The sequence below is a fragment of the Porphyromonas sp. oral taxon 279 str. F0450 genome (assembly GCF_000292995.1).
Lineage (GTDB): Bacteria > Bacteroidota > Bacteroidia > Bacteroidales > Porphyromonadaceae > Porphyromonas > Porphyromonas pasteri.
Genome location: NZ_ALKJ01000015.1, coordinates 13,195 through 24,702 on the forward strand (window position 1 = coordinate 13,195; position 11,508 = coordinate 24,702).

Genomic DNA, 11,508 nt, shown 5'->3' on the forward strand with positions numbered 1-11,508 from the left:
GGTAAGGGCAGTTACCAGAGTGGCCAAATGGGGCTGACTGTAACTCAGCTGGCTTACGCCTTCGGTGGTTCGAATCCATCACTGCCCACTCCTTTCCGTCATCAGGAATGCGGAAGTAGCTCAGTTGATAGAGCATTAGCCTTCCAAGCTAAGGGTCGCGGGTTTGAGCCCCGTCTTCCGCTCTACGCTGACTAAGCAAGCTATAAGATGCGTATCTCTCTAAGATGCGCATCTTGCTTTTTATACCACCCCGAGCACAGGGCTTGGCGCCTCAGGCTTGTGTATATGGGAGGAATTTAGTTACTTTGCAAGCGCAAACCACACAGGGTTCCTTGGCCGAGTGGTTAGGCACCGGTCTGCAAAACCGTTTACGGCGGTTCGATTCCGCCAGGAACCTCAGAAGTAGAGCTCCGCTATCCGACAGGATGGCGGAGCTCTCTGCTTTTATCCGCAGGGCATACGGGCGGCGGGGTCGGGGCTTTTTGCTTATCTTTGACTTTTGAGATCGTGCCCACTCTGGGCGCATCTTCTCTCCATGTACATTATTATATAGAAATACAGATACTCATCTCACATGAAGCGACTATCCGCATGTACCCTTGCGCTATGTGCCGCCCTCAGCCACCAGCTACAGGCCCAGCGCTCTGAGCTCCGCCTCGAGAAGGGGTGGCGCTTCACCCGCCAGGACCAGGCTTCCTTCTCCACTCCCGACTACAATGACAGCAAGTGGAGCCGTGTCACCGTCCCCCACGACTGGGCGATCTACGGGCCCTTTAGCTTTGAGAACGACAAGCAGCACCTGGCTATCGCACAGGATGGTCAGAAGGAAGCTATGGAGCATGCTGGTCGTACCGGTGGCCTTCCCTTCGTAGGGGCTGGCTGGTACCGCCGCAGCTTGGACATCCCCCAAGACCTCGGTGATCGCCGTGTCTTCCTCCGCTTCGATGGCGCGATGAGCCACGCCCGCGTCTACGTCAACGGCAAGGAGGTCGGCTACTGGCCCTATGGCTACAACACGTTTGCCTTTGATGTCACCCCATACGTTCGCCCCGGTGCAAGCAACACGCTTGCCATCCGCCTGGAGAACAAGCACGAGAGCAGCCGCTGGTACCCTGGCGCAGGGCTCTACCGCAACGTGCACCTCACCATCACCTCCCCCACCTACATCCCTCTCTGGGGCACACGCATCCAGACGCCTTCGGTGAGCGCCGACCAAGCCTACGTATCTGTAGAGACGAAGGTCGCCGGCCTTAGCCACCTCGCCGGTCGCCCACTGCGCATCGAGACGAAGATCCTCTCTCCCGAGGGTAAGGTCGTCGCTGAGCGCTCGGAGAGCTTCTCCAGCAAGGGTGCAGACAGCATCTATCGCACGGGCTTCGACATCTCCGCTCCCAAGCTCTGGGACATCAACCAGCCCAACCTCTATAAGTACGCCGTCACGCTCTCCGACGGCTCGCAAGTCATCGACTGCGATACCACGACCTTCGGTATCCGCTCCATCGAGCTGAAGGCGGGCGAAGGCTTCTTCCTCAACGGCCGTAAGCTGAAGTTCCAAGGCGCTTGCCTCCACCACGACCTCGGCCCGCTCGGTGCCGCTGTCAACGAGGCTGCTATGCGCCGCCAGATCCGCCAGATGCAGGACATGGGCGTCAATGCCATCCGCACCTCGCACAACATGCCCGCCCCCGAATTCGTCCGTCTCTGTGACGAGATGGGTATGCCGCTGATGGCCGAGAGCTTCGACTCATGGGCCCAGCCCAAGGTGCCCAACGGCTACAACCTGGACTTCAACGAGTGGCATGAGCGTGACCTCACGAACCTCATCCACCAGTTCCGCAACAGCCCCTCTGTCATCATGTGGAGCATCGGGAACGAAGTCCCCGAGCAGCCCAGCCTCGAAGGCGCTAAGCTCGCCTACCGCCTGCAGGAGATCTGCCACCGCGAAGACCCCACGCGCCCCGTCACCAACGGCATGGACAATCCCCTCGGCGTGCTGAAGAGCGGTATGGCTGGTACCCTTGATATCCCGGGCTTCAACTACCGTCCCTTCCTCTACGACACCGCACACAAGGTCCTACCGCAGGGCTTCCTCCTCGGCTCCGAGACCTGCTCCACGGTGAGCTCGCGCGGTGTGTATAAGTTCCCTGTCGTACGCAAGAGCATGGCGAAATACCCCGACCATCAGTCTTCGGGCTACGACGTCGAGCACTGCGGCTGGAGCAACCTCCCCGAGGACGACTTCATCCGTCAGGAGGATCACGACTGGAGCATGGGCGAATTCATCTGGACGGGTATCGATTACCTCGGTGAGCCTACCCCCTACTACAGCGAATGGCCCAGCCACTCCTCGCTCTTCGGTGCTATCGACCTGGCAGGTATCCCCAAGGATCGCTTCTATCTCTACCGCAGCCACTGGAACAAGGACGCTGAGACGCTTCACATCCTCCCCCACTGGACGTGGCCTGGGCGCGAAGGCCAGGTAACCCCCATCTTCGTGTACACCAACCACCCCGAGGCTGAGCTCTTCATCAACGGCAAGAGCCAGGGCCGCCAGAAGAAGGATACCAGCATCACCATCGACGCTACGGAGAACAAGGAGAGCCAAGAGGCCTTCACCCGCCAGAAGCGCTACCGCCTGATGTGGATGGATACGAAGTACGAGCCAGGTGAAGTCAAGGTCGTCGCTTACGATAAGGCTGGCAAGGCTGTCGCCGAGCAGGTCATCCGCACCGCTGGTCGTCCCCATCATCTTGAGCTCATCACTGACCGCACGAGCATCACCGCCAACGGAAAGGATATCGCCTTCGTCACGGTACGTGTCGTAGACAAGGACGGCAACCTCATCCCCGATGATGCCCGCCTCCTGCAGTTCAAGGTCACGGGTGCAGGCTCCTTCCGCGCTGCTGCGTCGGGCAATCCCGCCTCACTCGATGCCTTCCACCTGCCCCAGCACCACGCCTTCAGCGGTCAGCTCGTAGCGCTCGTACAGAGCGGTGAGAAGGCTGGCGAAGCTATCCTCTCCGTCTCAGCTAAGGGCCTGCCCACGGCTAAGATCCGCATCCAAGTCACGAAGTAGCCACCCGTCGTGTCGCTACAGCTCGACTTCATACACCATATCCTCTCGCTGCAGGAGACCTATCGGGGCACATCCCCCGATAGGATCCTCCTCGGCAAAGGATCACTCTCTCGCGAGGAGCGCACCGCGCTTGCCCTGCAGCTGACGGCAGAGTCAGCCCTCCGAAGGAAGCTCCCCAGCTGGCACACGGCTGGGGTTTTCCTTCCCTCATCCCTGACGCTGGAGCAGTGCTCGAGCGAAGAGGCCGCCCGCTATAAGGCACGCTTCGCCACGCCTACTGACCGACTCATCGACCTTACGGGAGGCTTCGGTGTGGACTTCTGGGCACTCACGAGCGTCACGGGGCAAGGGGTCTACGTCGAGCGACAGGCAGACCTCGTCGCAGCAGCACGTGCGAACCTCCCTCGCCTACTCCCCGAGGCAAAGCTCCAGCTCATCCACGGCGAGTCGATCCCCCAGCTACGGGAGTTCATCTCCACACACCAGCCTACCCTCATCTACCTTGATCCCGCCCGCAGAGAGGGTGAGGACACGACGCGTAGAGTCTACGCCATCGAGGACTGTGAGCCCAGCCTACACACACTCCTCCCCGAGCTTCACACCCTCTATCGTGAGCTCTCCCTACCCTTCCCCCGCCTTCTCGTCAAGCTCTCCCCGATGCTCGATGTGGTGCATACGCTCCGCTCCGTCGCTGGCGTGCAGGAGCTACACGTCGTCTCCGTACGTGGAGAAGCCAAGGAGCTTCTCCTCCTCATCGACCTCGCTGAAGCGACAAACGAAGCGAAGCCCGAAGCGGTGACCTTCGTCGCTCAAGACCTCCATCCCACGCAGCCTACACCTGCCTTCGTCCTCCCCGAAGCTCTAAGCAATGAGGAGAGCGCCGAGCTACGCTATGCCGTGAGCCCCCGCGCCTACCTCTTTGAGCCTCACGCTGCCCTGATGAAGACGGGACTCTACCGCAGTATCGGCGCCGTCTACGGCCTCGAAGCCCTGCACCCCAATAGTCACCTCTATACAGCAGACACGCTCCCCGAAGCGCCCTTCCCTGGGCGCGTCTTCGCTATCGAGGCAGTCTATCCCTTCGCCTCCTCCCAGCTCAAGGCTCTCGGTCGGGAGATCGGTGCTGCGCAGATCACCTGCCGCAACTTCCCCCTTCGCCCCGAAGCCCTGCGCGCTAAGCTCCGCATCAAGGACAGCGCCGAGCAGACGCTCTTTGGCACGACAGCATCCGACGGCTCGCACATACTCATCCGCTGCCGCCGCGTCTAGGGCGCTACGACAGCAAGTAAAACGGCCTCACGCCCCACGACTACTCCGAGGAGAGTCGTGGGGCGTGAGGCCGTTTGCTTAGGGGGAGCGAGAGCCTTAGAGGCGCTCGATATCCTTGAAGTAGTTGTACGTACCGACCTTGAGCTCGATACAGGCAGCTTCGTCACAGACGATGATGCCCTTGGGGTGGAGCTGCAGAGCGGTGATCGTCCACATCTGGTTCACACAGCCTTCGACAGCCTGCTGCAGGGCACGAGCCTTGCCGTGGCCGTTGACGAGGATCAGTACCTCACGGGCAGCCATGACGGTACCGACACCGACGGTAAGGGCCGTCTTAGGCACCTTGTTCACGTCGCCATCGAAGAAGCGGCTGTTGGCGATGATGGTGTCGGTAGTGAGGGTCTTCATACGGGTGCGTGAGGTCAGCGAAGAGCCTGGCTCATTGAAGGCGATGTGCCCGTCGGGACCGATACCGCCGAGGAAGAGGTCGATACCACCAGCGGCGAGGATCGCTTCCTCGTAGGCAGCACACTCGGCCTCGAGGTCGGTGGCATTACCATTGAGGATGTGTACGTTCTCCTTCTTGATGTCGATGTGGCTGAAGAAGTTCTTCCACATGAAGGAGTGGTAGCTCTCGGGATGATCCTGGGGGATACCTACGTACTCGTCCATGTTGAAGGTGACGACGTGCTCGAAGGATACGCGCCCGGCCTGATGAGCAGCCACCAGGGCACGATACATACCGAGGGGCGATGAGCCTGTGGGCAGACCAAGTACGAAGGGCTTAGCAGCCGTAGGAGCGGCAGCATTGATCTTCTGGACTACATAGTCCGCTGCCCACTGGGAGATGCCCACATAGTCGGGCTGGATGATTAGACGCATGCGATCTGTGTTTAGAAATTTGATGGATTGATATGCCAATTGGAATTAGGGGGGACTAAGCCTTGAGGCGCTCGGCCATCTGCGTGCCGAGGTCCCAAGCTGCGCCGATGACGGAGGGAAGATCCGCCATCTTCAGCTCGAAGCCCTCTCCGACAGCCTCCCACTTCATCTCTTCGGCGAAGGGGCGGAGGCGCTTGAGGGCTGCGGGAGCCCACGCATAGGAGCCAAAGGCCGCGTAGATGCGGTCCTTGACGTCGCGGATGCGAATGAGGTTCATGAGGTTCTCTATGGGAGAGAAGAGCTCACCGCAGTAGGTGGGGCTACCGATGATGAGGCCACGGTAGCGGAAGACATCACGCAGGATGACCGAGGGATCGCTCTTGGTGACGTTGTGACAGACGATGGACTTCACGCCTGAGGCAGCGAGGCTCTGTGCGAGGATGTCGGCCAGCTGCTCGGTATTGCCGTACATCGAGCCGTAGAGGATGACGACCCCCTCCTCGGTCTCGTTGCTCGAGAGGCGGTCATAGAGACGGCGTGCATCGGCAAAGCCCTCACGCGTCCAGACGACACCATGCGAGGGGCATACATACTCGATGTCGAGGCCCTGCTTGTCGATATTGGCCAGCGCCTTCTTGACGAAGGGGCCGTACTTCCCGATGACGCAGGCGTAGTAGCGCACCATCTCATCGAGGTAGGACTGGCGGTCGGTGAGGTGGCTATCGAAGATATGACCACTCAACGCGCCGAAGGAGCCGAAGGCATCAGCAGAGAAGAGAAGGCGGTTGGACTGCTCGTAGGTGAACATCACCTCGGGCCAGTGTACCATAGGAGCCATCAGGAAGGAGAACTCATGGCTACCGATACGCAGCGCATCGCCACTCTTGACCTCATGGAGGCCCGTCGTGATGCCATGGAAGCCACTGAGCATATCGAAGGCCTTCTTGTTCCCCACGATCTGCATATCGGGGTAGCGCTGACGCAGGAGACCGATCGAGCCACCATGGTCAGGCTCCATGTGGTTGATGATCAGATAATCCACGGGGCGGCCCTGCAGGATGAGGTCGAGCTTGTGGAAGAAGACATCCGAGTAGCAGACGTCGACCGTATCGATGAGGGTCGTCTTCTCGTCTACGATGAGATAAGCGTTATAAGCCACGCCCGAGGGGATCGACCAGACGTTCTCGAAGCGCTCTTTCATGCGGTCGTTCACGCCGACGTAGTAGACGGAGTCAGTGATCTGAGGTACTTGGTACATAGTCCGTAGTGTAGTGATAGGGTGTAATAGTATGGATAAGACAAGGAAGGGGCGCTCCCCCGCAGTCGTCAGGACTCGGGGAGCGCCTCTATGTTGTTAGCTTTTCCTTTTGTCAAGGGGCTCAGGGGTGAGCGGATGGCGGTAGGCGTAGACGATGAGCGCGATGCCTGCCACGACGAAGGGGATGCTAAGCAGTTGCCCCATATTGATACCATAGCTGGCGACCATATTGACCTCCCAGGCCTCCTGCACGTTCTTGATGCTCTCGACGAAGAAGCGGAAGCCGAAGATGCCCGTCAGGAAGTAGCCGAGGATGAGACCCGAGTAGCGGCGAGCAGCGTCACGCACCCAGTAGAGGTACATACACAGGGCGAAGACGAGGAGGTAAGCCAGCGCTTCGTAAATCTGTGTCGGGTGGCAGGCGGGGATCGCCATACCGCGCTCAGCGTAGCCGGCGAACTCCGAGGCGCGAGGGAAGATAAAGCCCCAAGGCGCATCGGTCGGGCGGCCGAAGATCTCGCTATTCATCAGGTTCCCCATACGGATGAGTGCCGCAGCCAGCCCCGTGGGGACAGCCAGACGGTCGAGCGTCCAGAGGATGGACTTCTTCGTCACACGGCGCGAGTAGATCCATACGGCGAGGATGATCCCGATGGTCCCCCCGTGGCTCGCCAAGCCACCTTCCCACACCTTGAGGATGTCCCCAGGGTGGGCAAGGTAGTAGGAGGGATTGTAGAAGAGGACGTGCCCCAGTCGCGCCCCGATGACGGTGCCGAGGACGACATAGATATAGAGGGAGTTCATCCACTCCTCCGGCAGGCGCTCACGCTTCCAGATACGCTCCTCGATCATCGGGCCGAGGATCAGGAGCCCGAGGGCGAAGAGGAGGCCGTACCAGCGGATACCGCGGCCGAAGATATCTATGATGACGGGATCGACGTCCCAAGTGATGGCACTAAGCATAGGCTAAAGGGCTTGAGAGAGAGGGGAAATGATGGATTAGCAGAGCTTGCCGATCCAGTGCTCGCGCTCACCAGGGAGCAGGTCGATGACAGGGATCTCCTGCATCGTGTAGCAGCCAGGAGCCAGACGGCGCGTAGCACGTGCTACGGCGACAAGGATCTGTGCGGTGAGAGCGGGGTTATTGATCTTCATGTTGAACTCGAGGAGCTGATTCTGCGTGGTGCCCGAGACGCCCTTGCGAGTCATGTGTACGCCGTGCCCCATGTCGATGAGCTGGTCGACGTCATCGACGACGGTGACGTGCGTCTCGTCATGGACGAAGTACGCATCCGACTTGATCGCCTGGATGACCTCCTCGGCCTTGTAGCCAGACTCCAGCTCGATGTAGACCATACGGCGGTGGATACCCGTGCCCGTGGGGATCGTCATCGAGAGGGCCTTGCGGACACCTGCGATGGCCTTCACGGCGACGGTGTGGCCCATGCTCATACCTGGGCCGAAGTTGGTATAGGTGATCCCCTTAGGGACGATAGCCTCCATCAGCGTGCGGACGACCGAGTCACTCCCTGGGTCCCAGCCCGAGGCAATGACAGAGACGGCGCCGTGGGCACGGGCGGTCTCGCCGAGGTTCTTACGCAGCTGCAGGATATCGGTGTGGATATCGAAGCTGTCGACCGTGTGGATGCCAAGTGGGAGGATCTGCTGAGCGGTAGCCTCTACCAGACGCGTAGGGGTACAGAGGATAGCTACATCGACGTCCTCCAGCTCCTCGATGCGGCTGACGACGCGGTAGGGACGGAGTTCGTAGGGGACATTCGAGGGGTCACGACGCACGACACCTGCGATCTCAAAGTCGGGTGCTGCCTCGAGAGCCTCGATGGTGTAGCGACCGATATTCCCGTAGCCGACGACAGCGGCACGTAGCTTCTTCATCTCTGACATACTTTTTCTACTCTTTTCGTGGTGAATAAATGATTGATAGATCTATTATAACTACAAAGATACGAAAACCACCCTATGCCACTGGCCCCTCACTCCACGACGACAGACCACCCTCCCATAGGGGTGCGACGAGGGAGCCATACAGCCCCCTTCCGAGGAGCTATACCAGGTAGTACTCTAAAGGGAGCAGAGGAAAAGGCGCGAAGTAGCACGGCACTTCTCCGGAGCGCTGCGAGTACTTCCCCCGAAGCACTACGCCTATTCCGCTGTCTACGCACGTGGATTTTAGAGCCAGGCACGTAAATCCTATCATCTCTGCACGTAGTCTTTAAGTCCTCGCACGTAGACGAAAGAATAGGCATAGTGCTTCGCAGCTTTCCCTCTACTCCTCCACAACTTTTTCTCACTCGTTTCAAGCCAATTATAGCACCACTTCTCCCCTCACAGCCGTATCAAAGGGAGGGCTTTCTCCGCCACATCGCAGACCCGCCGAAGGGCGAGAATCCGCACCTTCGCCTATTCCCCATCGTTTGCGTGAGAAAAATTTCTACCTTCGCTCTCAGACGATACACTACTTCCCTTTCCTGAAGGCGCCATGAGGTCACCCACCAGAAGGACTATGAGAAGCAAGCACCGCCTGCCGTTAACAAGTCATACGAACACCCAATCCCTACGGCACACACCGATGGGACTATGCACCCCTCAGGTGACCTCATCACCAACCCTAATAGTACTCAATCCTATGAGAAAGCTCGTACTCCCTATGACTAACTTCAAGAGATTAGCTGGAGTGCTCCTCGCTACGTCTGTAGTAGCTACCTCCGCAGCAGCTCAAGAGCCACAGAAGCCTACCCTGACGACCGAGATCGGTCTCTCCACCGTGTGGAACACAGGGATGAATATCTCTCCCTTCGGCTTAAAGTATCAGTCCGAATACTTTGGCTTACGTCCCGCCCTACATGCACAAGTCCTCCTACAGTACAAGCCAGGGGAGGCCATCGGCTTAGAAGCACAGGGCTTGCAGTGGCGCAAGTCGCTCGCTGACTTATCCGCAGAGACGCGTATCCTACAGAGCTATGTGGGGCTGGCTTGGGCTAAGGTAAGCCCCCTGCATCGACAGAGCCTCTTCCTGCGGAATAGTCTCAGCGTGGGCGTCACCTACACGCAGGGCTTAGCTCAAGCATGGGGGAGCCGCGCTGAGACCAAGGCGAATGCCTGGGGGATAGGGCTCACCTACCGCCTGACACTGGGCTACCGCCTATCGCAGAGCCATGCTATCGGCTTGCAGGTCGGGCTGAGCACCTATAGCTCCTTCAGCTGGCGGGGGACATTTAGCCCCGATGCCTACACAGGGAGCATCCTCGGGAAGAATACGAATATCGGGGTCTATCCCAGCGTAGGCCTTGTCTTCACCAACCCATTAGGGCGATAGGCGTACACCACACCTATCCGTCCTCCACTCGATCCCGTGAGGGGGTATGCTTGGCCCATCGGCTATAGCATACCCCCTCACGGGCGGTTTGACCTCTGGTGAGACACAGAGCGCCACCCGCCGCCACTCCCTTGGTTTTAGTATCTTTGTGAACTCATAAACATAGAGATAGATAACGACACATAATCATAATGGCAAAAGAACTCAAGGAACTGACTCCCCGCCGCGTGGATTACTCCCAGTGGTATCAGGATCTCGTCATCAAGGCAGACTTAGCTGAGAGCGCCGCCGTGCGCGGCTGTATGGTCATCAAGCCCTACGGCTATGCTATCTGGGAGCGCATGCAGCGCCAGCTCGATGACATGTTTAAGGAAACAGGTCACTACAACGCATACTTCCCCCTCTTCATCCCGAAGAGCTTCCTCAGCAAGGAGGCCGACCACGTCGAGGGCTTCGCTAAGGAGTGTGCCGTCGTCACCCACTACCGCCTGAAGACCAGCCCTGACGGGGGCGTCGTCGTCGACCCTGAGGCGAAGCTCGAGGAAGAGCTCATCGTGCGCCCTACCTCTGAGACCATTATCTGGAATACGTACAAGGGCTGGATCCAGTCCTACCGTGACCTCCCGATCCTCTGCAACCAGTGGGCGAACGTCGTACGCTGGGAGATGCGTACCCGCCTCTTCCTGCGCACCGCTGAGTTCCTCTGGCAGGAAGGTCACACCGCCCACGCTACCCGTGAGGAGGCCGAAGAAGAAGCAGTACGCATGGTCAATGTCTACGCCGACTTCGCCCGCGACTTCCTCGCTATCCCCGTGCATGTCGGTGTGAAGAGCGCCAACGAGCGCTTCGCCGGTGCCGTAGAGACCTACACCATCGAGGCACTGATGCAGGATGGCAAGGCGCTGCAGAGCGGTACGTCACACTTCCTTGGGCAGAACTTCGCCAAGGCCTTCGACGTCACCTTCACCAACAAGGATGGCCAGCAGGAGCTCGTATGGGCTACCTCATGGGGCGTCTCGACCCGTCTGATGGGTGCACTCATCATGAGCCACTCCGATGACAACGGGCTTGTCCTCCCCCCGACGCTCGCCCCTCATCAGGTCGTCATCGTCCCCATCTACAAGACGCTCGAGCAGCGTGACGAGATCGGCCGCCACGTAGAGCCCCTCATCGCCGAGCTGAAGAAGCGCGGCATCCGTGTGCGCTACGACGACGCAGACAACAAGAAGCCCGGGTGGAAGTTCTCCGAATACGAGCTCAAGGGTGTACCCGTACGCCTGGCCCTCGGTGGTCGTGACCTCGAGAACGGCACGGTAGAAGTCGCTCGCCGTGACACGCTCACCAAGGAGACCTGCGCCTTCGACGGCATCGCCGATCACATCACCCAGCTCCTCGACGAGATCCAGCAGAACATCTACCAGAAGGCGCTCGACTACCGCGAGAGCCACACCATCACGGTCGACACCTATGAGGAATTCAAGGAAAAGATCGAGGAAGGTGGCTTCATCCTCGCTCACTGGGATGGTACTCCCGAGACCGAAGAGAAGATCAAGGCCGAGACGAAGGCCACGATCCGCTGCATCCCCCTCGAGGGCGACAAGACTCCAGGCAAGTGCATGGTCACCGGCAAGCCCTCGGCTCAGCGTGTCCTCTTCGCCCGCGCCTACTAACCCATCATCACAGACT

The 11,508-nt window shown here is 59.3% G+C and carries 8 protein-coding genes and 3 tRNA genes; 7 read left to right on the plus strand and 4 right to left on the minus strand.

All coding sequences use genetic code 11. The annotated features are described in order from the left end of the window. Positions 1–5 precede the first annotated feature (5 nt). The 5 genes from HMPREF1323_RS02240 (at position 6) to HMPREF1323_RS02260 (ending at position 4,345) form a co-directional block, all read left to right on the plus strand. A tRNA-Tyr gene (locus HMPREF1323_RS02240) sits at positions 6–88 on the plus strand. Between the two features lie 21 nt (positions 89–109). After that, positions 110–182, plus strand: a tRNA-Gly gene (locus HMPREF1323_RS02245). Between the two features lie 144 nt (positions 183–326). After that, positions 327–397, plus strand: a tRNA-Cys gene (locus HMPREF1323_RS02250). A 177-nt stretch (positions 398–574) separates the two neighbouring features. Beyond that, entirely contained in the window at positions 575–3,076 is a 2,502-nt protein-coding gene (locus tag HMPREF1323_RS02255) for a DUF4982 domain-containing protein (RefSeq protein WP_009432664.1), read from the plus strand. Positions 3,077–3,085: 9 nt separating this feature from the next. Continuing rightward, positions 3,086–4,345 (plus strand): THUMP-like domain-containing protein, encoded by a 1,260-nt coding sequence (locus HMPREF1323_RS02260; protein ID WP_009432654.1) that lies wholly within the window; start codon positions 3,086–3,088, stop codon positions 4,343–4,345. Between the two features lie 96 nt (positions 4,346–4,441). Here HMPREF1323_RS02260 and nagB read toward each other — a convergent pair whose 3' ends face one another. The 4 genes from nagB to HMPREF1323_RS02280 form a co-directional block, all read right to left on the minus strand. Then, the gene (nagB, locus tag HMPREF1323_RS02265; RefSeq protein WP_009432595.1) at positions 4,442–5,227 is read right to left on the minus strand and encodes a glucosamine-6-phosphate deaminase; all 786 of its coding nucleotides are present in this window, start codon (positions 5,225–5,227) and stop codon (positions 4,442–4,444) included. A gap of 55 nt (positions 5,228–5,282) precedes the next feature. Further along, positions 5,283–6,485 carry an FprA family A-type flavoprotein gene (locus HMPREF1323_RS02270; protein ID WP_009432623.1) on the minus strand — a complete coding sequence of 401 codons (1,203 nt, stop codon included), beginning with the start codon at positions 6,483–6,485 and terminating at the stop codon, positions 5,283–5,285. Between the two features lie 96 nt (positions 6,486–6,581). Then, on the minus strand, positions 6,582–7,448 hold the full coding sequence (lgt, locus tag HMPREF1323_RS02275; protein ID WP_009432542.1) for a prolipoprotein diacylglyceryl transferase: 867 nt from the start codon (positions 7,446–7,448) through the stop codon (positions 6,582–6,584). A gap of 36 nt (positions 7,449–7,484) precedes the next feature. Next, complete coding sequence (locus tag HMPREF1323_RS02280) at positions 7,485–8,381, minus strand: diaminopimelate dehydrogenase (protein WP_044123948.1); 897 nt, start codon at positions 8,379–8,381, stop codon at positions 7,485–7,487. A gap of 751 nt (positions 8,382–9,132) precedes the next feature. On the opposite strand from HMPREF1323_RS02280, the gene HMPREF1323_RS02285 reads away from it, so the two are divergent. Together HMPREF1323_RS02285 and proS are read left to right on the plus strand one after the other, a co-directional pair. Then, positions 9,133–9,822: a hypothetical protein gene (locus tag HMPREF1323_RS02285; protein ID WP_009432530.1), complete on the plus strand. Its 690-nt coding sequence runs from the start codon at positions 9,133–9,135 to the stop codon at positions 9,820–9,822. Between the two features lie 191 nt (positions 9,823–10,013). After that, on the plus strand, positions 10,014–11,492 hold the full coding sequence (gene proS / locus HMPREF1323_RS02290) for a proline--tRNA ligase (RefSeq protein WP_009432630.1): 1,479 nt from the start codon (positions 10,014–10,016) through the stop codon (positions 11,490–11,492). The last annotated feature ends 16 nt before the right edge of the window (positions 11,493–11,508 follow it).

Bases quoted from the DNA above. Each gene is read 5' to 3' on its own strand.
- HMPREF1323_RS02280 (WP_044123948.1), bottom strand. From the start codon at position 8,381: ATGAAGAAGCTACGTGCCGCTGTCGTCGGCTACGGGAATATCGGTCGC.
- lgt (WP_009432542.1), bottom strand. From the start codon at position 7,448: ATGCTTAGTGCCATCACTTGGGACGTCGATCCCGTCATCATAGATATC.
- HMPREF1323_RS02255 (WP_009432664.1), top strand. From the start codon at position 575: ATGAAGCGACTATCCGCATGTACCCTTGCGCTATGTGCCGCCCTCAGC.
- nagB (WP_009432595.1), bottom strand. From the start codon at position 5,227: ATGCGTCTAATCATCCAGCCCGACTATGTGGGCATCTCCCAGTGGGCA.
- HMPREF1323_RS02285 (WP_009432530.1), top strand. From the start codon at position 9,133: ATGAGAAAGCTCGTACTCCCTATGACTAACTTCAAGAGATTAGCTGGA.
- HMPREF1323_RS02270 (WP_009432623.1), bottom strand. From the start codon at position 6,485: ATGTACCAAGTACCTCAGATCACTGACTCCGTCTACTACGTCGGCGTG.
- proS (WP_009432630.1), top strand. From the start codon at position 10,014: ATGGCAAAAGAACTCAAGGAACTGACTCCCCGCCGCGTGGATTACTCC.